Origin of the sequence: Palleronia caenipelagi, from assembly GCF_007004065.1 — a bacterium.
GTDB classification, from domain to species: Bacteria; Pseudomonadota; Alphaproteobacteria; order Rhodobacterales; family Rhodobacteraceae; genus Palleronia; species Palleronia caenipelagi.
Genome location: NZ_VFSV01000008.1, coordinates 132,566 through 158,992 on the forward strand (window position 1 = coordinate 132,566; position 26,427 = coordinate 158,992).

General features: G+C 62.7%; 24 protein-coding genes, 2 tRNA genes and 2 pseudogenes. 23 read left to right on the top strand and 5 right to left on the bottom strand.

What is annotated here, in order from left to right; translation table 11 throughout:
* Nucleotides 1-48: 48 nt before the first annotated feature.
* A pseudogene (locus tag FEV53_RS06835) lies at nucleotides 49-558 on the top strand (type ISP restriction/modification enzyme); the annotation flags it as partial.
* A gap of 118 nt (nucleotides 559-676) precedes the next feature.
* Here FEV53_RS06835 and FEV53_RS06840 read toward each other — a convergent pair.
* Nucleotides 677-762: transfer RNA gene (locus FEV53_RS06840), tRNA-Leu, on the bottom strand.
* A 150-nt stretch (nucleotides 763-912) separates the two neighbouring features.
* Here FEV53_RS06840 and FEV53_RS06845 point away from each other — a divergent pair.
* Nucleotides 913-1,911 (top strand): complex I NDUFA9 subunit family protein, encoded by a 999-nt coding sequence (locus tag FEV53_RS06845; RefSeq protein ID WP_142834066.1) that lies wholly within the window; start codon nucleotides 913-915, stop codon nucleotides 1,909-1,911.
* Nucleotides 1,912-1,920: 9 nt separating this feature from the next.
* On the opposite strand, the gene FEV53_RS06850 is transcribed toward FEV53_RS06845, so the two are convergent.
* Nucleotides 1,921-2,724 (bottom strand): undecaprenyl-diphosphate phosphatase, encoded by an 804-nt coding sequence (locus tag FEV53_RS06850; RefSeq protein ID WP_142834067.1) that lies wholly within the window; start codon nucleotides 2,722-2,724, stop codon nucleotides 1,921-1,923.
* 230 nt (nucleotides 2,725-2,954) lie between these two features.
* Between FEV53_RS06850 and FEV53_RS06855 the strand changes: the two genes are divergently transcribed.
* From FEV53_RS06855 to FEV53_RS06910, 12 genes are all read left to right on the top strand, one after another.
* Complete coding sequence (locus FEV53_RS06855) at nucleotides 2,955-4,388, top strand: NAD(P)-dependent oxidoreductase (protein ID WP_142834068.1); 1,434 nt, start codon at nucleotides 2,955-2,957, stop codon at nucleotides 4,386-4,388.
* A 257-nt stretch (nucleotides 4,389-4,645) separates the two neighbouring features.
* Nucleotides 4,646-5,086, top strand: coding sequence for a GFA family protein (locus tag FEV53_RS06860; RefSeq protein WP_142834069.1), 441 nt, complete (start codon nucleotides 4,646-4,648; stop codon nucleotides 5,084-5,086).
* Between the two features lie 30 nt (nucleotides 5,087-5,116).
* Nucleotides 5,117-9,649 carry a glutamate synthase large subunit gene (gltB, locus tag FEV53_RS06865; protein ID WP_142834070.1) on the top strand — a complete coding sequence of 1,511 codons (4,533 nt, stop codon included), beginning with the start codon at nucleotides 5,117-5,119 and terminating at the stop codon, nucleotides 9,647-9,649.
* 191 nt (nucleotides 9,650-9,840) lie between these two features.
* Nucleotides 9,841-10,566, top strand: a complete 726-nt coding sequence (mtgA, locus tag FEV53_RS06870) for a monofunctional biosynthetic peptidoglycan transglycosylase (RefSeq protein WP_142834071.1) — start codon at nucleotides 9,841-9,843, stop codon at nucleotides 10,564-10,566.
* Between the two features lie 49 nt (nucleotides 10,567-10,615).
* Nucleotides 10,616-11,281, top strand: coding sequence for an FtsZ-binding protein FzlA (gene fzlA / locus FEV53_RS06875; protein WP_142834072.1), 666 nt, complete (start codon nucleotides 10,616-10,618; stop codon nucleotides 11,279-11,281).
* Nucleotides 11,262-12,326: a tRNA epoxyqueuosine(34) reductase QueG gene (queG, locus tag FEV53_RS06880; protein WP_142834073.1), complete on the top strand. Its 1,065-nt coding sequence runs from the start codon at nucleotides 11,262-11,264 to the stop codon at nucleotides 12,324-12,326. Before fzlA ends, queG begins: the two co-directional genes overlap by 20 nt.
* Nucleotide 12,327: 1 nt before the next feature.
* Nucleotides 12,328-13,377, top strand: coding sequence for a phosphatase domain-containing protein (locus FEV53_RS06885; RefSeq protein ID WP_142834074.1), 1,050 nt, complete (start codon nucleotides 12,328-12,330; stop codon nucleotides 13,375-13,377).
* Between the two features lie 50 nt (nucleotides 13,378-13,427).
* Nucleotides 13,428-13,504: transfer RNA gene (locus tag FEV53_RS06890), tRNA-Arg, on the top strand.
* Between the two features lie 290 nt (nucleotides 13,505-13,794).
* Nucleotides 13,795-14,196: a hypothetical protein gene (locus FEV53_RS06895; protein ID WP_142834075.1), complete on the top strand. Its 402-nt coding sequence runs from the start codon at nucleotides 13,795-13,797 to the stop codon at nucleotides 14,194-14,196.
* On the top strand, nucleotides 14,193-14,423 hold the full coding sequence (locus FEV53_RS06900) for a hypothetical protein (RefSeq protein WP_142834076.1): 231 nt from the start codon (nucleotides 14,193-14,195) through the stop codon (nucleotides 14,421-14,423). Before FEV53_RS06895 ends, FEV53_RS06900 begins: the two co-directional genes overlap by 4 nt.
* Nucleotides 14,424-14,954: 531 nt before the next feature.
* Entirely contained in the window at nucleotides 14,955-15,449 is a 495-nt protein-coding gene (locus tag FEV53_RS06905) for a terminase small subunit (protein ID WP_142834077.1), read from the top strand.
* Nucleotides 15,436-17,217 (top strand): phage terminase large subunit family protein, encoded by a 1,782-nt coding sequence (locus tag FEV53_RS06910; protein WP_142834078.1) that lies wholly within the window; start codon nucleotides 15,436-15,438, stop codon nucleotides 17,215-17,217. The genes FEV53_RS06905 and FEV53_RS06910 overlap by 14 nt, the downstream gene beginning before the upstream one ends.
* 55 nt (nucleotides 17,218-17,272) lie before the next feature.
* Here the strand turns inward: FEV53_RS06910 and FEV53_RS06915 are convergent, their stop codons facing one another.
* Complete coding sequence (locus tag FEV53_RS06915; protein ID WP_221931593.1) at nucleotides 17,273-17,752, bottom strand: hypothetical protein; 480 nt, start codon at nucleotides 17,750-17,752, stop codon at nucleotides 17,273-17,275.
* Entirely contained in the window at nucleotides 17,682-17,924 is a 243-nt protein-coding gene (locus FEV53_RS06920; RefSeq protein WP_342778283.1) for a helix-turn-helix domain-containing protein, read from the bottom strand. The genes FEV53_RS06915 and FEV53_RS06920 overlap by 71 nt, the downstream gene beginning before the upstream one ends.
* Nucleotides 17,925-18,007: 83 nt before the next feature.
* Here FEV53_RS06920 and FEV53_RS06925 point away from each other — a divergent pair, with 83 nt between their 5' ends.
* The 8 genes from FEV53_RS06925 to FEV53_RS06960 all read left to right on the top strand — a co-directional run bounded on the left by FEV53_RS06925 (nucleotide 18,008) and on the right by FEV53_RS06960 (nucleotide 24,367).
* The gene (locus tag FEV53_RS06925; RefSeq protein ID WP_142834080.1) at nucleotides 18,008-18,208 is read left to right on the top strand and encodes a hypothetical protein; all 201 of its coding nucleotides are present in this window, start codon (nucleotides 18,008-18,010) and stop codon (nucleotides 18,206-18,208) included.
* Nucleotides 18,199-18,624: a hypothetical protein gene (locus tag FEV53_RS06930; protein WP_142834081.1), complete on the top strand. Its 426-nt coding sequence runs from the start codon at nucleotides 18,199-18,201 to the stop codon at nucleotides 18,622-18,624. Before FEV53_RS06925 ends, FEV53_RS06930 begins: the two co-directional genes overlap by 10 nt.
* Before the next feature lie 110 nt (nucleotides 18,625-18,734).
* A complete protein-coding gene (locus FEV53_RS06935; protein ID WP_142834082.1) occupies nucleotides 18,735-19,250 on the top strand; it encodes a MerR family transcriptional regulator in 516 nt (171 codons plus the stop codon).
* Nucleotides 19,251-19,285: 35 nt separating this feature from the next.
* Nucleotides 19,286-20,716 carry a phage portal protein gene (locus FEV53_RS06940; protein ID WP_221931591.1) on the top strand — a complete coding sequence of 477 codons (1,431 nt, stop codon included), beginning with the start codon at nucleotides 19,286-19,288 and terminating at the stop codon, nucleotides 20,714-20,716.
* Complete coding sequence (locus FEV53_RS06945) at nucleotides 20,706-22,475, top strand: prohead protease/major capsid protein fusion protein (RefSeq protein ID WP_185962130.1); 1,770 nt, start codon at nucleotides 20,706-20,708, stop codon at nucleotides 22,473-22,475. Before FEV53_RS06940 ends, FEV53_RS06945 begins: the two co-directional genes overlap by 11 nt.
* Nucleotides 22,472-22,687, top strand: a complete 216-nt coding sequence (locus FEV53_RS06950) for a phage head-tail joining protein (RefSeq protein WP_142834084.1) — start codon at nucleotides 22,472-22,474, stop codon at nucleotides 22,685-22,687. Before FEV53_RS06945 ends, FEV53_RS06950 begins: the two co-directional genes overlap by 4 nt.
* Nucleotides 22,687-23,013 carry a DUF2190 family protein gene (locus FEV53_RS06955; protein ID WP_142834085.1) on the top strand — a complete coding sequence of 109 codons (327 nt, stop codon included), beginning with the start codon at nucleotides 22,687-22,689 and terminating at the stop codon, nucleotides 23,011-23,013. The genes FEV53_RS06950 and FEV53_RS06955 overlap by 1 nt, the downstream gene beginning before the upstream one ends.
* Nucleotides 23,014-23,242: 229 nt before the next feature.
* Nucleotides 23,243-24,367 carry a tyrosine-type recombinase/integrase gene (locus tag FEV53_RS06960; protein ID WP_142834086.1) on the top strand — a complete coding sequence of 375 codons (1,125 nt, stop codon included), beginning with the start codon at nucleotides 23,243-23,245 and terminating at the stop codon, nucleotides 24,365-24,367.
* 218 nt (nucleotides 24,368-24,585) lie between these two features.
* On the opposite strand, the pseudogene FEV53_RS06965 reads toward FEV53_RS06960, so the two are convergent.
* Nucleotides 24,586-25,618, bottom strand: a pseudogene (locus FEV53_RS06965) (IS5 family transposase).
* A gap of 295 nt (nucleotides 25,619-25,913) precedes the next feature.
* Between FEV53_RS06965 and FEV53_RS06975 the strand changes: the two are divergent.
* Nucleotides 25,914-26,427 (top strand): alcohol dehydrogenase catalytic domain-containing protein (locus FEV53_RS06975; RefSeq protein WP_185962131.1); only part of this gene is annotated, 514 nt, incomplete at its 3' end.

The window sequence follows — 26,427 nt, forward strand, 5'->3', positions numbered from 1 at the left end:
CTGATCATTTAAAGTGAACCACTACCGGCTAGGGTCAAGAACAAGCTCGCCAAGCAACTCCCCCGCATACCGGCGGTCAAAACCTTTGCCGATTTCGCCACCTTCCGCGAGGCAGGCCGCGCTCTTGGCGACCTGCATGTGAATTTCGAGACCGTCCCTCCCTTCATGGTCACATTCAAAGAAGGCGACCACCGCCTGATCCCCGAGGCCGCAGCCGATCCCGTCAGCTTCTACCGCGTGACCAAGGTGAAATTCGGCGGCAAGGGCAAAGAGCAGGACAAGACCACCGTTATCTACAATGACCGATTCACCGTGCAGAACATTCCGCTGGAAGCCTATGACTGCGTGGTCAACCGCAAACCGGCGCTGGAATGGGTGATGGAACGGCACGTGGTCAAGACCGACAAGGCGAGCGGCATCGTCAACGACGCCAATGATCACGCGAACAAAAAGATAGGCGATCCCCGCTACCCGCTAGACCTGTCCTGCCGGGTGATCACCGTGAGCCTGGAGACGATGCGGCTTGTAGACAGCCTGCCCGCGCTGGATGTCGACTAACCCCGAACCAGTCCCATTTCGCACCGCCCTACCGGACGCGCCTGATGGGGCTGCGGATGGGTCTGATAAAACAAGAAACCTCGCAATTAGTTTAGATCACGGGCTTTTATCGGAAATTTGGTGCCCAGGAGAGGACTTGAACCTCCACGTCCATACGGACACTAGCACCTGAAGCTAGCGCGTCTACCATTCCGCCACCTGGGCAGGTGTCGTGAGGCGGCGTTTAAAGTTGGCGCAGGGGGGTGTCAACGGCATTTCAGAGGCGATTTCGATTTTTTCTGCGCGGCTTTGCCGGTTGTGTCCGGGGCGTCCTCGGCCTAAATCCGGATGACGGCAATGCAGGAGGAACTTGCGATGAAACTCGTCACGATTTTCGGCGGCACGGGCTTCGTCGGTCGCTATGTTGCCCGGCGCATGGCCCAGCAAGGCTGGCGGGTACGCTGCGCGAGCCGCAACCCCAACGACGCGCCCTTTGTCCGGACCTACGGGGTTGTGGGGCAGGTCGAGCCGGTGTTCTGCAACATCCGCGACGATGACAGCGTGCGCATGATCATTCAGGGTTCCGACGCGGTGGTGAATTGCGTGGGTATCCTCGCTGAGGGCGGCAAGCAGACTTTTGAGGCACTCCAGCGGGACGGCGCAGGTCGAATCGCGCGGCTGGCCGCCGAGGCCGGAGTGGAACGTCTGGTACAGATTTCCGCAATTGGAGCAGATGCCGACTCCGACAGCGAATATGCGCAGACCAAGGCCGCCGGCGAAGCGGCGGTGCTGGAGGCTTTCCCCTCCGCCACGATCCTGCGCCCCTCGATCATCTTTGGCGACGAGGACGAATTCTTTAACCGCTTTGCCGGAATGGCCCGGTTTTCCCCGGTCCTGCCGCTGGTGGGCGCCTCGACCCGGTTCCAGCCGGTCTATGTAGACGACGTGGCCGCGGCTGCGGAGAAGGCTGTGCTCGGTCAGGCCGAAGCGGGTGTTTATGAACTCGGCGGCCCTGATGTGGCGACGTTCCGCGAGCTGATGCAGGAGATGCTGGGCGTGATCCAGCGCCGCGCATTGATCCTGAACACGCCGATGCCGGTTGCGAAACTCATGGGCTGGACCTTCGATTTGCTGGGCAAACTGACCTTTGGCCTGCTCAAAGGCCCCCTTACCCTCGATCAGGTGCGCAATCTTGGCAATGACAACGTCGTTGCTGAGGATGCGCGTGGCCTCGAAGATCTTGGCATCCGCCCGACTGCGCTTGAAGCCATCCTGCCCACCTACCTGTGGCGTTTCCGCCCCGAAGGCCAGTTCGCCGAATCGATCAACTCAGCAGCGAACCTGCGCGGCGTGGACAGCGACAAGGTCTCCTGACCTGAGTCGTTAATAATAGGCGTAGGCCAGCAGGCCTGCGCCCAGCACCATCCGGTACACGACATAGGGCGTAAAGCTCACCGATTGCAGCAGCCGGAACATTAGCTTCAGCGCCGCAAAGGCCGCAATGGCCGAGAACACCGCCGCAATCCCCGCATCCCGCGCCAATGCCCAGTTGGCTTCCTGCGCCACGTCGAAGCTCAACAGCGCGCCCGAGGCGATGATCGTCGGGATTGACATGAGCATCGACAGCCGCGCCGCGTCCTCGCGCCCATAGCCCAGCATCCGCCCGCCGGAAATGGTGATGCCCGAACGTGACGTGCCGGGGATCAGCGCCAGCACCTGCCAAAGGCCCATGGTCACGGCATGGCGCAAGCTCCATTGATCTGCGCTCCGGGTCTGGGAGCCGGTCTGGTCGGTCCAGTAGAGGATCAGTCCAAAGATAATTGTCGTCCAGCCAATGATCGTCACCGAGCGCAAGGCGTCGCTGAGACCCGTGACCTTCAGGATCACGCCAGCGATCACCACCGGAATCGTAGCGACGATCAGGCAGAGACAGAGCCACGCCCCTTGTGAGTCGATACGTCCCCGGATCACCGAGGGCAGGCCGCTGATCGCGATCTTTATGTCCGGCCAGAAGAAGAGAATCACCGCCGCCAGCGTTCCCACATGGGCCGCCACATCGATGGCCAGCCCCTGATCGTCCAGCCCGGTCAGGGCCGGGAGCAGGATCAGGTGACCGGATGACGAGATCGGCAGGAACTCGGTAAGCCCTTGAACGCAGGCAACGAGGAGCAGGTGGAAGAGGGGCATTCTGGCGCTTTCGGCGGTTGCGCGCGAGACCATAGCGACTGACCGCGCGGTGCATAGAGGAAATATTAGGCCGTATCGGATCTTTTTTCGCGTCCATGAAAGCGGTTTCACGGTGAAAATTAAAGAAAACGTAAATTTAGGACAGTAAAGGTGACTTTTATCCCGTTTGGAGTCTTCCACAGGGGCCGGGATTGGTGTATCTCGACCCCAAGCCAGATAGGGAGAGTGCCGTGGCGAGCGGAAAGATGCTGCAGTTCATCAGCGTTGGGCGAGACATGCCCGAAAAGCGGACGGCGGAAGAGCGCCGCGAGGATTTCGGTGAGATCTATCGCGACTTTGCCGCCACTAAGGCCGAGGAACAGGCCAGCCGGTGCAGCCAGTGCGGCGTGCCGTATTGCCAGTCCCACTGCCCTTTGCACAACAACATCCCCGACTGGCTGCGGCTGACCGCGAGCGACCGCTTGCAGGAGGCCTATGAGATCAGCCAGGCGACGAATACCTTCCCCGAAATCTGCGGTCGGATCTGCCCACAGGACCGGCTCTGCGAGGGCAACTGTGTCATCGAGCAATCGGGTCATGGCACCGTCACCATCGGCGCTGTCGAGAAATATATCACTGATACGGCTTGGGAAAATGGCTGGGTCCAGCCCATCGCGCCCTCTGCCGAGCGGACCGAGAGCGTTGGCATCATCGGTGCCGGGCCGGGGGGTCTGGCCTGTGCCGACGTGCTGCGCCGTGCCGGCGTACAGGTCACGGTCTATGACCGCTATGACCGCGCGGGCGGGCTGCTGACCTACGGAATCCCGGGCTTCAAGCTGGAGAAAGACGTGGTCATGCGCCGCATCGAGCAGCTCGAAAAGGGCGGCGTGACGTTCCGGCTGAACTGCAATGTCGGGGACGACATCTCGTTTGCGGAGATCCGCGAGACCCACGATGCTGTGCTCATCGCAACCGGCGTCTACAAGACCCGCGACCTGCAAGGCCCCGGTTCCGGGGCTGCGGGGATCGTGAACGCCATCGATTATCTCACGGCATCGAACCGCAAGAGCTTTGGCGATGATGTGCCGGAGTTTGATAGCGGTGAGCTGAATGCCGAGGGAAAGAAAGTCGTCGTGATCGGCGGCGGTGACACGGCCATGGACTGCGTGCGGACGGCGATCCGGCAAGGGGCGACCAGCGTGAAGTGCCTCTACCGCCGCGACCGGGAAAACATGCCCGGCTCGCAGCGCGAAGTGGCCAACGCCGAGGAAGAAGGCGTTGAATTCGTGTGGCTTTCGGCACCCAAGGGCTTTGCCGGGGACCGCGTCGAGCGCGTGATGGTGCAGACCATGCGTCTGGGTCAGCCCGACGCGACCGGGCGCCGGGTGCCGGAGATCGTCGAGGGTGCGGATTACGTCGAAGAGGCCGATCTGGTGGTCAAGGCGCTGGGCTTTGAGCCCGAGGATCTGACTGCGCTTTGGGGCGTCGAGGGGCTGGAAGTGACCCGCTGGGGCACGGTGATGGCCGATTTCCAGACCCATGAGACCAGCCTGCCCGGAGTTTATGCCTGCGGTGATATCCAGCGTGGGGCGAGCCTCGTGGTCTGGGCGATCCGCGACGGGCGCGAGGCGGCGGACGCGATGTTGGCGCAATTCGCCAGCAAGGCAGCGGTCGCGGCGGAGTGAGGTTCGTCCGGTTTGGGGGCCGGAATTGTACGCCATTTGGCAATTTACCCTGCCAGATCGTACGAAACCGCCCCAAAGACCGGAGAGGTCGCAAAACGGCAGCGCCTCTGCCCCGTTCGGAGGGCTTACGGAGCCGGAAGATCTGGCTGGGGCAGGTGCGATGATGGGATGTGACGCGGGAGTTTGGCGGGAGATGGGGGCTCTGCCCCCGCGCCTCGCGGCGCTCCCCCGGGGTATTTGGGGAAAGGTGAAGGATCATGCGTGAGACTGCTTGCCAGACCGGGGGGTGTCTTTGTGGCGCCGTGCGCTATCGGCTGACCGAGGCGCCCGAGGGGTATGGGGCGTGTCATTGTGGCATGTGCCGGCGTTGGAGCGGTGGCGCGCTGCTGGCGGTTCAGGTGTCGCCCGGTGGAGTGGCGTGGCAGGGGGAGGGAGCGATCCGCACCTATGCCAGTTCCGACTGGGCCGAGCGCGGCTGGTGCAGGGAATGCGGATCGAACCTGTTCTGGCGGCTGACCGCGCCGGGGCCGATGCAGGGGATGGTGGCGCTCAGCGCGGGGTCGCTGGACAGCCTCGACGGGCTGGAGCTGACCTCGGAGATCTACATCGATCACAAACCGGCGGGCTATGCATTTGCCGGGGAGAGACAGAGAATGACCGAAGCGGAGGTTCTCGCCGCTTTTGGTCCGGGAAATTAAGGCCGTGACGGTCCGTCAGGGAGTGGCGATATGATGAAGTTTGATGCCGATTGGGTGGCCCGCGAGGAAGCGAAGCGGGCGTTCATGGCCGAGCATGGCCTGTACCGCGAAGAGGACGAGCATTCCTCCTGCGGCGTGGGGCTGGTGGTTTCGGTGAATGGCAAGCCGAGCCGCAAGGTGGTCGAGAACGGGATCGACGCGCTGAAGGCGATCTGGCACCGGGGTGCGGTGGACGCTGACGGCAAGACCGGCGACGGGGCGGGGATCCATGTGCAGATCCCGGCGAAGTTCTTTTACGATCAGATCCGGCGCACGGGTCACGAGCCGCGCATGGACGAGCTGATGGCCATCGGTCAGGTGTTTCTGCCGCGCACGAATTTCGGCGCGCAGGAGACCTGCCGGACCATCGTCGAGACCGAAGTTCTGCGCATGGGCTATTCCATCTATGGCTGGCGCCATGTGCCGGTGGATGTGTCCTGCCTCGGCGAGAAGGCCAATGCCACCCGGCCCGAGATCGAGCAGATCATGATCTCCAATTCGAAGGGCAAGGACGAGGAGGCGTTTGAGCGCGACCTCTATGTGATCCGTCGCCGGATCGAGAAAGCCGCCATCGCCGCCGGTGTCGGGCAACTCTACATCTGCTCGCTGTCCTGCCGCTCGATTATTTATAAGGGGATGATGCTGGCGCAGGACGTGGCCGAGTTTTATCCCGACCTGAAGGATGAACGGTTCGAGAGCGCCTTTGCGATCTATCACCAGCGCTATTCCACCAACACCTTCCCCCAGTGGTGGCTGGCGCAGCCGTTCCGGATGCTGGCCCATAACGGCGAGATCAACACGCTGAAGGGCAACCTGAACTGGATGAAGAGCCATGAGATCCGCATGGCCTCGGGCGAGTTCGGGGACATGGCCGAGGATATCAAGCCCATCGTGCCGCAGGGGTCGTCGGACTCGGCGGCGCTGGATGCGGTGTTCGAGGTGCTGGTGCGCTCGGGGCGGAATGCGCCCATGGCGAAGACGCTGCTGGTCCCCGAGAGCTGGTCGAAGCAGGCCGAGGAACTGCCCAAAGCCTGGCGTGACATGTATTCCTACTGCAACTCGGTGATGGAGCCCTGGGACGGTCCCGCGGCTCTGGCGATGACCGACGGGCGCTGGGTCTGCGCCGGGCTCGACCGCAACGGCTTGCGCCCCATGCGCTACGTGGTGACCGGCGACGGGCTGGTGATCGCGGGTTCCGAGGCGGGCATGGTGCCCACCGACGAGGCCAATGTGATTGAGAAGGGTGCGCTGGGCCCGGGGCAGCTTCTGGCGGTGAATATGGAGGAGGGCACCCTCTTCCACGACGCCGAGATCAAGAACCGTCTGGCCGCCGCGCAGCCCTTTGGCGAGTGGTGCGAGCGGATCAACGAACTGGACGAGGCGCTGTCGCAGGTGACCGAACAGCCGCTGTTCAGCGGTGACGATCTGCGGCGCCGTCAGATCGCGGCGGGCTACACCATGGAGGAGCTGGAGCAGATCCTCGCGCCCATGGCCGAGGACGGCAAGGAAGTGCTGGCCTCCATGGGCGACGATACGCCCTCGGCGGTGCTGTCGAAAAAGTATCGCCCGCTCAGCCACTTCTTCCGGCAGAACTTCAGTCAGGTGACGAACCCGCCCATCGACTCGCTGCGCGAATTCCGCGTGATGAGTCTGAAGACCCGGTTCGGCAACCTGAAGAACGTGCTCGATGAGAGCTCGGCCCAGACCGAGATTATCGTGCTGGACAGCCCCTTTGTCGGCAATGCCCAGTTCGACCGGATGGTCGAGGCGTTCAACGCGCCGATGGTTGAAATCGACTGTACCTTCGCGCCAGGTCAGGGGGGGCTGGCGCAAGCGTTGGTCGCCGTGCGCGAACGCGCCGAAGAGGCCGTGCGCTCGGGTGCCGGGCATCTGGTGCTGACCGACCAGCATGCCGGCGCGGACAAGGTGCCCATGCCGATGATCCTCGCCACCAGCGCGGTCCATAGCTGGCTGACGCGCAAGGGGCTGAGGACCTTCACCTCGCTGAACGTGCGCTCTGCCGAGTGCATCGACCCGCATTACTTCGCGGTGCTGATCGGCTGCGGTGCAACCACGGTGAACGCCTATCTGGCCGAGGACAGCATCGCCGACCGGATCGAGCGCGGTCTGATCGACGGCTCCCTGACCGAAGCCGTGGCGCGCTATCGCAAGGCCATCGACGCGGGTCTGCTGAAGATCATGTCGAAGATGGGGATTTCGGTCATTTCCTCCTATCGCGGGGGTCTGAACTTCGAGGCGGTGGGGCTCAGCCGCGCCATGTGCGCCGAGTTCTTCCCCGGCATGCCCAGCCGGATTTCCGGCATCGGTGTGAACGGCATCCAGCTCAAGGCCGAGGAAATCCACGCCAAGGCCTATGACACCGGCGCGGGCGTCCTGCCCATCGGCGGGTTCTACAAGGCGCGGCGCTCGGGCGAGACCCACGCCTGGGAAGCGACCTCCATGCACATGCTCCAGAGCGCGTGCAACAGCGGTAACTTCCAGATGTGGCAGCAATATTCCAAGCGGATGAGCAATGCCGAGCCGATCCACCTGCGCGACCTGATGGACTTCAAGCCGCTGGGCAAGCCGGTGCCGATCGAAGAGGTCGAGAGCATTACCTCGATCCGCAAGCGCTTTGTCACGCCGGGGATGTCACTGGGCGCGCTCAGCCCCGAGGCGCACCGGACTCTGTCCATCGCCATGAACCGCATCGGCGCGAAATCCGACAGCGGCGAGGGCGGTGAGGATCCGAAGGACTTCCTGCCCGACGAGAACGGTGACAACCGCTCCGCCAAGATCAAGCAGGTGGCCTCCGGGCGCTTTGGCGTGACGGCGGAATATCTGCTGAACTGCGAGGAACTGGAGATCAAGGTCGCGCAGGGCGCCAAGCCCGGCGAGGGCGGCCAGTTGCCGGGGATGAAGGTCACGGGCCTGATCGCGAAACTGCGCCACTCCACCCCCGGGGTGACGCTGATCTCGCCGCCGCCGCACCATGATATCTACTCCATCGAGGATCTGGCGCAGCTCATCTATGACCTGAAGCAGATCAACCCCAAGGCGAAGGTGACCGTGAAGCTGGTGGCCGCCTCCGGTGTCGGCACCATCGCCGCCGGTGTGGCCAAGGCCAAGGCGGATATCATCCTGATTTCCGGGCATAACGGCGGTACGGGCGCCTCGCCCGCCACGTCGATCAAATATGCCGGTCTGCCGTGGGAGATGGGCCTGACCGAGGCGCATCAGGTACTCGCCATGAACAACCTGCGGTCGCGGGTGACGCTGCGCACCGATGGCGGTCTGCGCACCGGGCGCGACATCGTCATGGCGGCAATGATGGGGGCCGAGGAATATGGCATCGGCACCGCCGCGCTCATCGCCATGGGTTGCATCATGGTGCGTCAGTGCCAGTCCAACACCTGCCCGGTGGGGGTCTGCACGCAGGATCAGGCGCTGCGCGACAAGTTCACCGGCAACGCCGATAAGGTGGTGAACCTGATCACCTTCTACGCGCAGGAAGTGCGGGAGATCCTCGCTTCCATCGGCGCGCGTTCGCTGGATGACGTGATCGGGCGGGCGGATCTGCTCAGCCAGGTCAGCCGTGGCTCGTCGCATCTGGATGATCTGGACCTGAACCCGCTCCTGATCACCGTCGATGACGCCCATGCGATCACCTATGACCGCAACCAGCCGCGCAATGTCGTGGATGACACGCTCGACGCCGAGATCGTGCGCGATGCGCGCCGGTTCCTGGAGGAAGGCGAGAAGATGCAGCTCTCCTACGCCGTGCGCAACACGCACCGGACGGTGGGCACGCGCACCTCGAGCCATATCGTGTCAAAGTTCGGCATGCGGAACCATCTCCAGCCGGGCCACCTGCACGTAAAGCTCACCGGCTCTGCGGGTCAGTCGCTGGGCGCCTTTGCCGCGCCGGGGCTCAAGCTTGAGGTCTCGGGCGACGCCAATGACTACGTGGGCAAGGGCCTCTCGGGCGGCACCATCGCGGTACGTCCGCCCATGGCCAGCCCGCTGGTGGCGTCGGACAACACGATCATCGGCAACACGGTGCTCTATGGCGCCACGGCGGGCTATCTCTTCGCCGCTGGTCGCGCGGGTGAGCGGTTCGCGGTGCGCAACTCCGGCGCTTTTGCGGTGATCGAGGGCTGTGGCTCCAACGGTTGCGAGTACATGACCGGCGGGACGGCGGTGATCCTTGGCTCCATCGGTGCCAATTTTGGCGCCGGGATGACGGGGGGCATGGCCTTCCTCTACGATCCCGAGGGCACCGCGCCGGTGATGATCAACCACGAAACGCTGGTGACCTGCCCGGTGACGCAGGGGCATTGGCAGGACTTCCTGAAGGGCCTCATCGAGCGCCATCACGAGGAGACCCTGTCCCAGCGCGCGGCCGAGATCCTGACCCATTGGGAGCAGGAACTGCCGAATTTCGTGCAGGTCTGCCCGATCGAGATGCTGGGCAAGCTGCCTCACCCGATCGGCATCGAGGATCAGGCGATCCCGGCGGAGTAATGCTCTGACCGGTGACAGCCTGAAATTGCCCCGGCCCCTCTCCCGGCCGGGGCAATTGCGTTTCTGGGCGGGGGCGATTTTTTTGCAAAAAATCAAACCGGAAACTTGCAAAGTTTCCGGGCCCTCTGGAAACGGGTGGACACTGAAAACGGGATCCGCGCATCGTTGCAGCTCACAAACCGGGGAGGAGCATGGCAAAATCCAAGTCACGCCGCCGCAAGGCACAGGGACCGGGGCTTCTGGCCCGGCTCAGGCTCTGGATCCTGCGCGGCCTGCTGGCCGTTCTGGTGCTGGGTCTGCTCTGCATCGCCCTGCTCTCTGTAATCTCCCCGATCACCACCCCCTACATGCTGTCCGAATCGCGCCGTCTCGGCGGGGTCTCCTATGACTGGGTGCCGATGGACGAGATCGCGCCGGTCATGGCGCGCTCGGCGGTGGCTGCCGAGGATGCGCGGTTCTGCCAGCATTGGGGCTTTGACATGGAGGCGATCCGGGCGGCGCTGGACGACGGGGCGGCGCGCGGGGCCTCGACCATCAGCCAGCAAGTGGTGAAAAACGTCTTTCTCTGGCAGGGGCGGAGCTGGCCGCGCAAGGCGCTGGAGGCCGCTCTGACCCCGGTGACCGAACTGATCTGGACGAAACGGCGGATGCTGGCGATCTATCTCAACGTGGCCGAGTTCGACGAAGGCGTGTTCGGGGTCGAGGCAGCCGCGCGCCATTATTTTGGTGTCAGCGCTGCCGATCTGAGCCCGGTGCAGGCCGCCCGTCTCGCAGCCATTCTGCCCGACCCCAAGGGCCGCTCGGCCTCGAACCCGTCGCAATTCGTTCGGCAACGGGCCGCCAGCATCCTCGACGGCGCCGCCACCATCCAGCGAGATGGGCGCGCGGCCTGCTTTGAACGCGCGACGGCCCCTTGATCCGGCTGGCGTGACACGGCACAAGGCCGGAGTCGCTTCGGAGGTGCCGATGTATCGCCTGTATCACATGCCGCTCTCACCGTTCTGCCGCAAGGTGCGGCTGGTTCTGGCGGAAAAGCGGATCGAGGTTGATCTCGTCGAAGAACGGTATTGGGAGCGCGACCCGGATTTCCTGCGGCGCAACCCCGTGGGCAAGGTGCCGATCCTCCGTATCGAAGGCCGCAACATGTCCGAGAGCATGGCGATCTGCGAATATCTCGAACATATTCATCCGAGCCCGGCCCTGATGCCGTCGAAGCCCGAAGAGCGCTACGAGGTGCGGCGTCTCTGCGGCTGGTTCGATGACAGCTTTTTCAATCAGGTGACCGCAAACCTGCTCTATGAGCGGGTGAACCGCAAAATCATGGGAACGGGCTATCCCGACAGCGCAAAGATCAAGGCCGGGACGAAAGCGATCAAGTTCCACCTCGATTACATGGCTTGGCTGCTGGATCAGCGGCGCTGGCTGGCCGGCGATACCATGACGCTGGCGGATTTCGCCGCCGCCTCGCATCTCTCGGCGCTGGACTACACCTCGGATGTGGAGTGGACCCGCAACGAAGGGGTCAAAGACTGGTACGCCAAAATCAAATCCCGCCCGGCCTTCCGGGGGATTCTCTCGGATGTGGTGCCGGGCTTCCCGCCCCCGCCCCACTATGCCGATCTCGACTTCTGACGCGCTGAAAGCCGCCCTGCGTGCCGAGGCGCTTGAGGCCGGTTTCCTGCGCATGGGCATCTGCCGCCCCGATGCGATCCCGGAGGCCGCCGGTCGGCTCGCGGCGTTTCTGGATGCCGGACGCCATGGGCAGATGGGTTGGATGGCGGAGCGCACCCATTGGCGCAGCGACCCCGGCGCGCTCTGGCCCGAGGCCCGCTCGGTCATCATGCTGGCCGAGAGCTACAGCCCCGAGCACAACCCGCTGGACGATCTGGAGCACCGCGACCGCGGCGCAATCAGCGTCTACGCACATGGGCGGGACTATCACGACGTGGTGAAGAAACGGCTGAAACGCGTAGGCCGCTGGCTGCTCTCGCAACCCGGCGCCGAGAGCCACCAGATCAAGGTCTTCGTCGATACGGCCCCGGTCATGGAGAAGCCCCTCGCCCAAGCCGCCGGGCTCGGCTGGCAGGGCAAGCATACGAACCTGCTGGGCCGCGAGATCGGAAACTGGGTTTTTCTGGGCGCGATCTTTACCACGCTGGAACTGCCACCCGATGCGCCCGAGATCAGCCACTGTGGGTCGTGCCGCGCCTGCCTCGATATCTGCCCGACGGCTGCGTTCCCCGCGCCCTACCAGCTCGACGCCCGGCGCTGCATCTCCTACCTGACCATTGAGCATGAGGGGCCCGTGGACCCGGAGCTGCGCCCCCTGATGGGCAACCGGATCTATGGCTGCGACGACTGCCTCGCCGTTTGTCCCTGGAACAAGTTTGCCAAAGCGGCGCGGGACCAACGGCTGATGGGAGACGGTACCCGTCGCGCGCCGCCACTGCGCGCGCTGGCCCATCTCGATGATGCCGGCTTTCGCGCCCGGTTCGCCGGATCGCCGATCAAGCGCACGGGCCGCGACCGTTTTGTGAGGAACGTCCTTTATGCCATCGGCAATTCCGGCGACCCACGCTTGACAGATGTGGCAGCAGGTCTGACACAAGATCCCGATACCGCCGTCTCGGATGCGGCGCAGTGGGCGCTTGAGCGCCTGACAACCACGCGAGGATGACATGGCAACGGGTGGCCTGAAACGAATGGTGCATAGGGTCGCATTGGCGGGTGAGCGCGCGCTCGCGCGTGTGTTCCCGAACCCGCGCCCCGATCGGCCCGTGCTCGACCCCTATCGCGGCTACAGTGCCGAGGGCGGCATCGTCCTGCGCGGGCGCGTGCTCGCCTCCCTGCGCCGCACCACCCCTGACCCGACCCAGAGCCGGTGGCAGAATCTGCGTGAGATGGCCGCGCTCTTCATGACCGACGAGGTCTCCGGCGTCCGCGTCACTGCCCCAACCTACAACGTCTCCGCCCTCAGCGACGAAGAGGGTTACTTCTCCATGGTCGTGCCCGTCGAAATGGCAGCCGGTCCCCATCATGTGCTTCTGGAAATCGAGAGCGACCCGTCGAGCCGCGTCATGGCCCCGGTACAGGTCACCGGCCCCGGCGCCACCATCGGCGTCATCTCCGATATCGACGATACGGTCATGCAGACCGGCGCGCATTCGCTGGCGAAAAACCTCTGGACGACCTTCACCGGCTCCGCCCTGTCCCGCCATGTCTACCCGGACGCGGTTGTGCTGCTCGACCACCTCTCGGATCATGGTCGCAACCCGGTGTTTTTCGTCTCGTCGTCGCCGTGGAACCTGCACGCCTTTCTCGTCAGCGTTTTTGACCGCGCCGGTCTGGTCTTTGCGCCCCTGTTCCTCCGCGATCTAGGACTCTCGGAGAGCCAGTTCATCACCCCCCAGGGCGGCCATGGTGGTCATAAAGGTCAGGCCATCGACCAGATTATGTCGGCCAATCCCGGCCTGCCCTTCGTGCTGATCGGTGATACGGGACAGCATGACGCCCATGTCTATCTCGACGCCTGCCACCGCCATGGAGGGCGGATCAAGGCCGTGGTCCTGCGCGAACCCGTCCCCGGCACCAGCGACGACGACCGCGCCGCCATCGCCTCGATCCGCCGGCTCGGCGTCCCTGCTGTGGTCACCTCCGATTTCGCCACCGTCCCCGACGCTTTCACCCGCGATGGCGTAGATCTTGGCATGGTTTCTGACGATCCGTGACCCCTCCCCCTCTGGCCTTCACGGTCCGGTCATCGTAATCAAGCCTTATCGGCCCCGTGGCTCAACTGGATAGAGCAGCCCCCTCCTAAGGGGCAGGTTGCAGGTTCGAATCCTGCCGGGGTCACCAGAAACGCCTGAAAATACAGGCATTTATGGAACCGAAAAATCTGCCCAAGTCATTGAACAGCAGAACGTGGCACGAACAAACCGCGCCACGGCAGCACAATGTTACACAAATCGTGCACAGAATCTTTGCGACCGCGCGAATTTTGGGAATGAGATAAAAAAAAGCGCCGCTGCGGCTGGTCCCCGCAACGGCGCTCTGATGGATTGTGAAACTGGTCGTTTCAGTTGGCAGCATATATCGGTTGTCGCGGCCCGTCACCCCATTATCGCCCAGCATTGGGGGATCGGGGAATGAGCAAGCGCCCGACCTTCGCCAAGGCTATGGAACCCCGGCACCTGAAAGCAGTCCGAATGCTTGGCTACTGCGTCGCTCTGGGCGATGCGGCTGCATGGCTGGGCCTGAGTATCGTTCTCGCGGCGCGCCTGACAGCGCGTGAGAGAGCTGCCCTTGCCTATGCTGCCCTGACCTCGATGGACCCCGGTCAGGCCGAGGCGACCGCCGCAGCCGCCCTCGACGCCGCCGGGATGCCCCGTCTCGCTTTCTGCGGTGGGATGGCTGACGCCCGACATTGGGCTGACCACGCCACGCGCGACGAACTCAAGGCATACGCCCTCGCGGCTTTCGACGCGATGAACCCTCGCGATCAGGCAGCATTCTACCGGCGCATCAGCGAATTTGAGGTGGCGGTATGACTGACCGCGAGCTGGATGAAATCCTGACCTATCGCTGGCCGTTTGTTTTGCGGCGGGTGATGGCCGACGACTCGGACGACTGGCTGAAAGGCTTTGTCAGGTCCATCGCCAAACACGGCAAGCGCGCCGGATGGCGCCCCTCCGTCAAGCAAGAACAGATCATGCGGCGGCTGGTGTCAGAACTCGGCACCGCGCCGGAACAAGACTTCGAGCTGATCGAGAGGTGAGAAAAACGGCGACCCTGCGCGCCGCAACACGCAGGGCCAAAGTGGCGGTTCGGGTTAGCAACGGTGGCGCCACGGGTGAAAGCCTACCACGGGCGGGATCACAGGCAAAGGGCAGTCCGAGAGGTTGAGGCCCGATCCCCGGCGCAGCGTTCAAGCGTCGCAAGCAGCAACCGACTGACTGGCGGGAACGCACGACCAGACAGGCCCAAAGCGATGGCCCGGCTCCGCTGAGCAGGTGACTTCACGCAGAGGGCATAGGGACTGCCTCAGCCAAGCGCTGGGGGCAGTCGTCCTATGCCCTTCGCTCAAACCCTCACCACTAAGCAGTGAGAGAATAGAGCAACGTTAGAACAGAGAGAGACAGCAGCAATGAGCGACACGCACCACAGAAGACCAGCAGGCGGCAGGCCCACGCAATCAACAGTCGCTGCCGTGCTCTTTCTCTGCCGGGTCCTTCCCGCCGGTCAGCCTAGCGGGGGCGATTCCGCCCGACGCTTCAGCCGCTGCAGAATGTCCTAGGGGGTGAAATTTGTGAAGATCATCAGCGAATTGCCTCTGGACGGCGCGCCGGTCCACCATGTCAGCGGAAAGGACCTCTGCGACCTCCTGGACCTTTCCCCGGCGGCATTGTCGGACCTCAAGAAGCGCGGCCTTGCGGTTCACTGCGGACACGATGCCTATGATCTGACTGAAACCGTCCGGGCCTATGTCCTGCACCTGCGGGGCATCGCTTCGGGCTGGGGCTCTGCCGATCAGGCGGCGAACCTGACAGCCGAGCGGACAAGGCTGGCCAAAGAGCAAGCCGACGCACAGGCTCTCAAGAATGCCAAACTGCGCGACGAGCTGGTGGACGCAGGCGAGGTCGAACGGGCATGGGCTGACATTCTCCGGCAGGTCCGCGCGCGCATCCTCGCGGTGCCGTCGCGGCTCCGCTCCGACCTGCCCGACCTCGACCGCCCGACTCTCGATGCCATGGACCGGGCGCTGCGCGATGCTCTGACGAAGGCCGCACATGGACACGATTGAGCGGATCACCCGCAACGCGCTGCAATCGCTGGTGCCGCCGCCCCGCCTGCAGCTCTCGGAATGGATCGAGTCGCATGTGATCCTGCCCGAAGGCGTCAGCGCCCAGCCCGGCCCGGTGCGCCTCTGGCCGTTTCAGCGTGAGATTGCCGACGCCATCGGTGATCCGACCATCGAGCGGGTGACGCTGGTCAAGCCGGTGCGTGTCGGCTTCACCACGCTCCTGACCTCTGCGGTCGCATCCTTCGTCGCCAATGAGCCCGCGCCGATCCTTTGCCTGCTGCCAGCCGAGGCCGATTGCAGGGACTACATGGTGTCTGACGTGGAACCGATCTTTGCCGCGTCGCCAGCCGTCGCCAAGGCGCTGGCCTATGACCTCGACGGCGACGAACGCAACACGCTTATGTCGCGGCGCTTCCCCGGCGGATCGCTCAAGGTCGTGGCCGCGAAGGCACCGCGCAACCTGCGCCGGCATAATGTCCGGGTGCTGTTCATGGACGAAGTGGACGGCATGGAAGCCACCGCCGAAGGCTCGCCCATCCTTCTGGCAGAAAAGCGCACCCTGTCCTTTCCAGACCGCAAGATTGTTCTCGGCAGCACACCGGTTCACGAGGAAACCAGCAACGTCCTGCGCGCCTTTGCCCAGTCCGACGCGCGGGTGTTCGAGGTGCCGTGCCCTGACTGCGGCACGCTCTCCGAGATCCTTTGGAACGCGATCCGCTGGGATGAAGGTCAGCCCGAAACTGCCCGCTGGACTTGTCCCCATTGCGCGGCCGGGATCGCAGAACGGCACAAGCCCGCCATGGTCGCGCAAGGCCAATGGCGCGCCACCCGGCCCGACGTGAAGGGACATGCCGGGTTTCAGCTCAACGCGCTGGTGTCACTGCACGCCAACGCGTCTTGGCCGCAGTTGGTGGCTGAGTTTCTGTCCGCGAAGCAGGACCCGACCACGCTGCAAACCTTTGTGAATACCATTCTGGGCCAAGGCTGGCGCGGTGCGGGCGATGAACTCGACGCCGACGATCTGGCCAGCCGGGGAGAGGCTTTCGGGCTGGATAAGCTGCCGCCGGAGGTTCTGACGATCAGCGCAGGTGTGGACGTGCAACACGACCGGCTGGAATGCACCCTGATCGGCTTTTCCCAGGACGAAACGGCGCTGGTGCTGGGCCATGAGGTGATCTGGGGGCAATGGGACGATGATCGCACATGGTCGGAGCTGGACGGGCTGCTAAAGATGCGCTGGGCGCATCCGCTGGGCGGCTCGCTGGGCGTCGAGGCGACTGTGATCGACTCCGGGGACGGATCGACAATGGAAGCCGTGATGCGCTTCTGTGGCCCGCGACAGCGCCGCAGGATAATGGCGGGCAAGGGAGTTGCTGGGGCGCGCCCATTCATCGAGCTGTCGCGGTCACGTAAGGCCCAAGCGGCGCGGCTATGGCTGATCGGAGTGGACGGGATCAAAGTCAGTCTGATGGCGCGTCTCGCCCGGCCCGGCTCTGTCCGCTTCTCCGCCGATCTGCCGCCCGTGTGGTTTGAGCAATTGGCCAGCGAACGGCAGGTGGTTCGATATTCCCGAGGCCAGCCGCAGCGCCGATTCGAGCGGGTTCCCGGACGCCGCGCCGAGGCGCTGGATTGCGTCGTCTACGCCATCGCCGCCCGACAGGTTGTACATGTGAACTTTGCAGACCGGGAGGGGCAGTTGAAGGCGGGCGGGCTACAGGACCGGCCAGCACCTAAGCGGGTGATCCGTTCAAAGTTTCTTAGTGTCTAACTGGTCAGTCAGAACCACAGCGTTAGTTGCTGTTTTTCGAACTGTTAAAACACCGTTATGGGTAGCCAAAAACGAAGGCATCTTCGTACGTAGTGTTGCAGCGAGGGCAAGTGGGCTTGTAGCCCACATCTCTCAAGGTCATTTGGATACCTTCCTCAGAAAGGCATAGTGGGCAAACCGCGTGCCCGATTGGCTTTGATTTATCGTTCGGGTCTGCTCGATAATGATACCCCTTATGTAGAATTAATTCGTCCTTAGCCGAAAACCTTTTCAAGAGCTCGGCTTTCTCAGCTTCGAGCCGCTTTATTTCATTGCCTGCATCAACCATAGCCATCTTGACCTCAGCGAGGTCAGAGTAAAGGTCTGCCATTTTTGCCTTGAGCTCAGACTTGCCCAGCGAGTGATCAAGATCCTTGATAGCCTTGACCAGCGTGACCGTGTTGGTCAGCGCACTGAGTGCACCACTAATGTCCATTGTTCGCCTTTCTAAACCGCACGCCTGCCCCGCCTCCATTTTCGGCAATGAACTCAACACCGGCGCACTCTAACGCAACGCGAATCGCGTCAATCGTTCTATCGTATGGCTTGCGATCCTCTTTTTCAAAGCTGGCTATCGTTCGTTTGGCTACTCCAGATTTTGCTGCAAGGGCGTCTTGAGAAATGGACAGCAGCGCACGCGCAGCGCGGCATTGTGAAGGAGTCATCATTTTCACCTTGCGCTAATAGTGCAGCCTGCGCTAAAAGTGCAGTGTTGCACCTTATGTGATAACTTTATCAGGAGACCCTGACAATGCCCAACGAACGCGTTTGCGCGAATGCCCCCGGCTTGCCTGCCGGTCGTCTCTACGAAATCCATGATTGCTTGTGTCTCGCCCTCGACGGAACCGAGCGTCGCGGCGGCTACAGCCAGTCCGAGCGCGAAGCCCGCAGCTATGTCCGCGCGGCTCTGCGTCAGACCCGCAAGCTGATGGAGGGCGCGCCATGTCAATGACCCGCCGCACCGCTCTGACCGCCCTTGCCGCCGCACCCGTCGGCTGCGCACCCGCTGCCACTGGAGACGACACCCCACGTGTTGAAGCTGTTCAAGGACGGCTCGACTATTTCGCGAAGCTCACCGACACCGCCCCGCCGTCTCTGACAATCGTGGACGGCGATATTCAGATTAGCACCGACATACTCCGGTTCTGCGCGGAGGAAGGGATAAACTTGGACTGGCTCTTTCTTGGCGATGTGCGAGCATTTGTCCTGAGCTACCGTGAGCAACGTCTAAACGCTTTCTGGATGCAGAAAAAACTCAAGACAATGGACCGTGAAGCCCGCTCCCGCTTGCGCGATGCCCTCAAAGCCACCGTTCACCACGGAATTCCGCTCGATGTCGCGTTGTCCGACGCGGCGGTGACGTTCTGAGCATTCCCGCATGGATCACCCTGTCACAGTTTCAACAGCGATACACCGAATGTGTTTGACTAAGGTTCATGCTGAACCTTATTGTTGATACTAGACAATAGGAGTTCATCATGAACGTAAAGCTGACTGACTGGGACGTAGGTGCCCGCACCGCCGCAGACATCCTTGGAGTGCCTGTTGAAACCTTTCGTACGTGGCGCAAGCGCCACGGTCTTGTGCCGACGCCGGAATGGCCGGGCCGGGGTCGCGCGCCCGAAATGCGGTTCCAGTTCCGTGACCTGCTGCAAGCGAGGGTCGCGCAAAAGCTGATGTCCGTTGGGGTGTCGGTGAAAGATGCCTGCGCCGCCGCGCACCATGGAAACTTCAACACGTTTATCAGCGGCGGGCAGGTTCGTGTCGGCTTCGTGGACGGCGAGCTTTGTGTTCCCGGCAAACCGGGCCGAGGTCCGAACGAGTATGAAGACGTATTCCTCACGTTCTCTCTGGAAAATGACGGCTGGCGCATCGCGCGGCAGTTCAAGGAAGACCTTGCGGACGAATACGGGGAGGAGGTTGCCACTGCGGCCTACGATGACTTCGTGAAATACGTCGAAAAGATCCGCTCGCGGTCGCGGGTGGACGTGTAGTTCCGGTGGTGGACTTTGGCACCATAACAGCCGGGATGGCCGGAGCGCGCCGGTGGGCCGCGAGCGCTCTGGCGACCGCCGCCCGTGCTATCGAAACCCCTGCGGCTTACCGTTCGCCGCAGGCTGGCACGGGCGGCACCTTCCATCGAAGCCTCGATGCCGCCACCGGCGGGCGTCGCGGCAACGGCATGGGGACGTTTCACCGACTGAACGCGGAAGTTGCTGCGGGCCATCACATCGTCGGCAGCCGGGCAGCCTACATGGCTGCGAATAATCCTTACCTGTCCAATGCGGTCGCCAATCTGGTCACGTTTCTGATCGGCACCGGGCCGCGACTGACGGTCCGGGGTTTGCAGCGCAGCCAGCGCCGCGATGTTGAGCTGGCTTTCGAGCGTTGGAGCGGGCGGGCGGATCACTCGGAGCGGACCGACCTCGCGGGCGTTCTGGCCCAGATGGCGCGTGACATGGTGGTCTGGGGAGAGGGGCTGGCGCTGATGCACGACACCCCGGACGGGCTGCGGGTGCAAACCCTCGCACCGGATCACATCGACACCGCGCGCACGGCTGTTCTGGAAGGCGGTCGGATGATTGTGAACGGCATCGAGTTCGACGCTGCGGGTCGCAGGGTCGCCTACTGGCTGCACCCCGAGCGTCCGCACTCCGTTTTCACCAACGAGAGCCCCGCCCGCCGGATCGACGCAGCGGACGTTCTGCACCTTTTCCACCCGATCGGTCCCGGTCAGGTTCGCGGGCTGTCTTGGCTGGCCCCTGCGATCCTGACGGCCAATGAGCTGGACCAGTGGAAAGACGCGCTGCTGATGGCCGCGAAGCTGTCCGCAATGGCCGCAGCCTTTGTCACCGATACGAGCGACACCGGCGGCACCGATAAAGTGTTCGGAGATCCCGAATGGGAGCCCGGCGCGATCACGTTCCTGCCCTACGGCACCGATGTAAAATTCTCCGCGCCCGATCAGATCAAGGACGCCCCGGCGCTCCTGCGCATGAGTTTGCAGGCGATGGCCGCAGCGCTTGGGGTCCCTGAGTTCTTGCTGTCGGGTGATTTGACGAACGCGAATTACAGCAGCTTGCGGGCGGGTCTGATCCCCTTCCGAGTCCGCATGGAACAGGTCCAATATTCGACCCTTGTCCCGCAGGTCCTGCGCCCCGTCTGGGAGCGCTGGCTTCTGGGCGAGATCCTGTCTGGCAGGCTGGATATTCCGAGCGACACTGCCGCCGATTGGATCATGCCGCGCCCGCAGCAGGTGGACCCGGCCAAGGATCTGGAAGCGGTCGAGAAGGCGCTCGCCCTCGGCCTGAAAAGCCGGTCCCAAGCGATCAATGAATTGGGCTGGTCCGCCGAAGATATCGACGAGGAAATCCACGCCGACCGTGCCCGCGAGGCCGAGCTGGGCCTTAACTTCACCCCGACCCATACCAGCCCCAAGGGGAACACCGATGCCGTTTGATGCTTCTCTGGCCCCGGCAACCTTCGATCCCGACGCGCGCACCGTCGAGGCGGTGATTGCGACCGGAACCCCGGTCCAGCGACGTGATGCGCGCGGCGTGTTCACCGAAATTCTGGTCTGTTCGGGCCTCGAAACGGCGAATGTGACCGGGCTCCCGGTCCTCGACAGCCACCGCACCGACAGCGTTCGGGCGACCCTCGGCACGGTCGCGGCGATCAGGATCGAGGGCGATCAGGCGATTGCGTTGCTCAAGCTGAGCGCTGCGGCGGACGTGACCCCGGTTCTGGAACGGATCGCGGACGGGACCTTGCGGGGCGTTTCCATCGGCTATCGCGTCCGCCGCTGGGCGGACGGCGCGAGCGGTGGAACCCGGACCCGCCGCGCGGTGGACTGGTGCCTGACCGAAGTGACCCTGACCTCAAACCCTGCCGATCCGAACGCAAGACTGAGAGACAACGAAAGGACAGAAACCATGCCCGAAGACATTATCACGACCGATCCGCCCGTCGTGGACGAGGCTGAGCGAACCCGCCGCAGGGAGATACGGGCGCTGGTCCGCTCTGCGAATCTCGACGCCCAGGTTGCCGATGATCTGATCGACGCCGGAGCGGACCTGACCCGCGCCAAGGCCGAAATCTTCGACGCCCAGCAGAACCGGCAGCGCAGCGCACCGATCATCCGCAGCCATGCCCCCGCCAATGATGACCCGGCGGTCATCACCCGCCGCCAGTCCGAGGCGATGGCCTATCGGATGGCGGGTGGCGATCTACCCGAAGATGCCCGCGCCTATGTCAACATGAGCCTGCGCGACATGGCCGCTGACAGCCTCGCCCGCAACGGCGTCTCGACGCGGGGCATGTCTTCCGACGAGGTGTTCACGCGGGCGGCACACACGTCCAGCGACTTCCCTCTTGTCGTTTCGAACGCGGCGAACAAGGTGGCGCTCGACACCTACAAGGCCGCAGAAAGCCCGCTCAAAAAGCTCTGTCGCCAGCGAACACTGCCGAACTTCAAGGAAAACACGGCCATCCGTCTGAGCGAAATGGGGCGGCTCGAACCGCTTTCGGAGGCTGGCGAAATCAAGGCCACCAGCCGCACCGAAAATGGTGAAACGATGAAGCTCGGGACCTTGGCGCGCGGGCTGAGCGTGTCGCGGGAGAACCTTATCAATGATGACCTCGGCTTGCTGGGCGATATGACTGCTGCGCTGGGCGAGGCTGCGGCACAGACCGAAGCCGACGAGCTGGTGAAGTTGATAACTGGAAACCCTGCAATGTCGGATGGGACTCCGGTTTTCGATGACAGCCGGGGCAACGTCTCCGCTCCAGGTCTTGAGGGCGCTCCGAGCGTCAACCTGCTGATCGAAATGCGCCGCAAGATGCGCACCCGGACGGGACAGGACGGCAAAACGATTATCTCCGTCGCGCCGCGCTACGTTCTGGTGGGGGCAGACCATGAGACCGAAGCCGAAAAGGCGCTCGCGTCGATCCAGCCCAACAAGGTGGACGATGTGAACCCGTTTGGGGGGAAACTCTCGCTGCTGGTCGAACCCCGCTTGCCCGCAGATTTTTGGTACGTCTTCGCGGACCCGGCCCGGCTGGCCGCCATGCAGTACGCGTATCTCAGCGCGGCGCAGGGGGTCCAGATCCAACGCACCGAGGCTTGGGATACGCTGGGGCTCAAGTTCCGCGCCTTCCTCGACTTCGGCTGCGGCTGGCTGGACTGGCGCCCGGCGCACCGCATCGCGGGCAGCGTATGACGCTCGATGAACTTCTGAGCGCGCGGGACCGGCTCCGGCGCGCCCGGTTCAAGGGGATTACCACCGTGACGCTTGATGGCGAAACCCTGACCTACAAATCCGACGCCCAAATGGCCGCAGCGCTGGCAGCCATCGAGGCGGAAATCACCAATCTTTCTGGCGGCTCCCGCCCGAGAACCATCTACCCGAAAACCAGCAAAGGACTCACCTGATGCGCAACTATATCCAGAAAGGGGACACGCTGACCTTCACCAGCGCCGATCCCGTGACCTCTGGCCAAGGTGTCGTGATGAACGCTCTCTTTGGGATCGCCGCCACCAGCGCCGCCGCAAATCAGCCCTTCGAGGCTTCCGTTGTGGGCGTCTTCGAGCTGCCTAAGGTCGCCGGAGCTATCGCCCCCGGTGCGAAAGTCTACTGGAAGGCCGACACCGCCAACGTGACCACCACCGCGACCGGCAACAAGCTGATCGGCGCGGCCACCGAAGCCGCGGCGGATACCGCCACCACCGTCCGGGTCCGGTTGAACGGAAGCGTCTAATGTCTAACCGCCCCACAGATTCAGGAATGCCGATTCTTACAGGCTCTACTATCCTAGATAGTGGGAAAACGCCTGAGGAATGGGCAGCGTTACTGAATCAAAGGGGCGTCAAGGTTCAGGCTGACACAATAAGAAAGCGGGCAAACGAACTCGGGTACCGCTACAAATGCTTCGGGACGCCTGTCATCACAGGCGAACAAATGGACGCAATCATCCGCGAGGGAATGGAATGCCACTCCGTCCAAAACTCAGACCAGACAGTGAAGTCTGGCAAGCGCACGGTCGGGTCGATTACAACGGCAGGCCAATCACGAAGTATCTCAGGCTCAGCACTGGATCATCTACAGAAGCAGGCGCAAAAGACTGGATCGCGCACTATGAGGCCCGGGAAATCCGTCGTTACCTCATTGGAGACGAAGCGGAGCGGCTCACAATGAATGAGGCGATCCTACTTTACAAAGCCAAACCCGCTGAAGCGGAGAGAATACTTAAAATTATTGAGGCGCTCGGACATAAAGCCGACGACTTCCTGAACATGGCTGTCGTTACGATCACACCGAAATATCTACGCGACCTTGGTGTGGAGCTCAAACCAAACTGCGCAACAGATACGATGTGGCGCGAGATCGTGTCACCAATCCGCGCCATTATCAATAACGCGCATGATCTAGGGAAATGTCCGCCCATAAAAGTCAAACGATATTCCGAAAAGGAGCGGATTGACCAAGACGAATTCAGAGGGAAGCAGAGCAGGGTAGAGCGCACCCCTGGAGATCGCGAATGGTTGGCAGCCTTTTGTGCTGATGCGGACATTTACAATGCGGCGCTTGCGAACTTCATGTTCGAAACAGGAGCTCGGATAGATCAGGCAATAAGCCTTGAGCCGGATCACATTGACCTGATGAATAAGCGCGTCTGGCTCAAGGCGGCGAAAGGGCATCCAGCGCAGTGGGTTGCTATATCACATGACATGATGATCCAGCTTGCTAACCTGCCCCCGAAATGCCCTGCAAACCGCAAAACTGGCGAACGCATGTCACCCCGCGTGTTCGGGTATGGATCAAGTACAGGCTACACCAAACGCTGGCGCACGATCTGCAAAAATGCCGGTATTCCCTATTTGTCTGCCCATCCGGCTGGCCGTCATGGATTCTACACCGAGCTGCGAGTTCGCCAAGGCGTTGACCCTATGTCAGCGGCAAAGGCTGGACGCTGGAAAGACCCAACATTGCCCGACAGAGTTTATGCTCATGGCGAGCAGAATGAAGCTGAAATTCGAGAACGAGTTCGCACAGGTCGTGCACGGTCGGACACCCTCAAAACGATTAAGCAACTGAAAGAAAATAGGAAATAGGAATATGAATACGCCCCTCCTAAGGGGCAGGTTGCAGGTTCGAATCCTGCCGGGGTCACCAAATTTTTATTTAAAATGAAATGACTGTCGAATTAGCCTTGGAGCCTCATGCTGCAGTTTGCATGTTTTCCCAGTCCATTTCGCACGAAATCCAGGCTTCGTCTGGGCGCTGTTGCACAAATCGGGGTCTGAGCGCGGTTTCCCTTTCCCGGACGGACCTATCCTACGGCCACAGTCATGGGTACGCCGAGCGCGGTGTAGCCGTTCAGCACGGCGATACGAACTTGCAGCTCGGCGACCTGGCGGTCGAAGTCTCGGGCCATGAGGGATTGGCCGAGCAGCTTGATGCAGTTCATCTTGCTCTCGACCCGGCTCCGGCGGTGGTAGCCAGACCATCGTCGCCAGATGGCACGACCCAAATATTTGGACGCGCGCAGTGCCTCATTGCGGGCGATGGCTCCGGGGCTCGTTGGTTTCCAGGGATTGGCGTTCTTGCGGRGCGGGATGATCGCAGCGGCACAACGGGCAGCGATTGCCTCGTGGCACTTGCGTGTGTCGYAGGCGCCATCTGCCGTCACGGAACCGATCTCTTCGTCAGACGGGATTTGGTCSAGGAGATCTGGCAGGATGGGCGCATCGCCAATGTTGCTGCCGGTGACTTCGACGGCCCGGACTTCCAATGTTTCCTCGTCGATACCGATGTGCACCTTGCGCCAGATGCGCCGTTTGGCTCCGCCGTGCTTGCGGGCGTTYCACTCACCTTCGCCTTCGGCCTTGATGCCGGTGCTGTCGATCAGCAGGTTTAGCGGGCCCGTGCCGCCGCGATACGGGATCGCCACATTCAGCGTCTTTTGGCGGCGGCACAGGGTGCTGAAGTCCGGCACTCGCCAATCCAACCCAACCAGCCGCAGGAGGCTCTGAACGAACCCGGTCGTTTGTCTCGTYGCCATTGTCGCTCGGACCAATGGCGCTCCCAATGGCGACCATGCCAAACTTGCCCGGGGCTCCGCCYGTTCAGGGCTGAAAACAGTCCACCGGACTGTTTTCCGAGCGCCCTTCACCCTTCATTGTCAGGCACGTCTGGATAGCTTCATCGCTGAAACCCGGCTGCCGCCCACGCTTCCCGCTGGGCGGCGGCTTCCACATCATGTCGGGATCGAACCAGATCGTCAGCGATCCGCGCTGGCACAGTGCTTCATTGTAAGCCGACCAGTTCGTGGTCTTGTCCTTCGTAGGGGACCAACTGCTCATAACTTCCAGCTATCACGCTGGATTCACGCAGTGAATCCCTCACTCGATTCGTGCAACAAGGCCCATCTGAAGCTCCCCGTTCACCCTGCCGAGAAAATTCTACTTCCGCATCCCCTTAAAATCGCGGGGGATTACCGTTGCATCTGATCCTTGCGGCGGACCGGTTCAACGCGGTAACGATCTTTCAACGTTCGGTGCGGTAGCGGCTGGTGGATACGCTGGTGACCGATGAGACGACTGCGCTCCGGCTGCTTGAGGCGGCTGGAGACTGAGACCCAGGAACAGGATCCTTTCCATGGTACAACAGGCCCTCGTGCTCGAAGAAAAAGACCGCCTCTCGCTGCGGGAGATCGACCTGCCTGACACACTCGGGCCGGAGGATGTGCGGATCGCGATCCACACGGTCGGCGTGTGTGGCAGCGACGTGCATTATTACACCCATGGGAAAATCGGCCCCTTTGTGGTGCGCGAGCCCATGGTGCTGGGCCACGAGGCCGCCGGGACGGTGAGCGAGGTCGGTCGCGATGTGACCAGCCTCGCCGTGGGTGACCGCGTCTGCATGGAGCCGGGCATTCCGAATATGCGCTCGCGCGCCGCCAAGCTCGGGGTCTACAATGTCGATCCATCAGTGCGGTTCTGGGCGACGCCGCCGGTCCATGGCTGCCTGACGCCTTCGGTCGTGCATCCCGCCGCGTTCACCTACAAATTGCCAGACCACGTGAGCTTTGCCGAAGGCGCCATGGTCGAGCCCTTTGCCATCGGCATGCAGGCCGCCGCCCGTGCGAAGATCAAGCCCGGTGACATCGCCC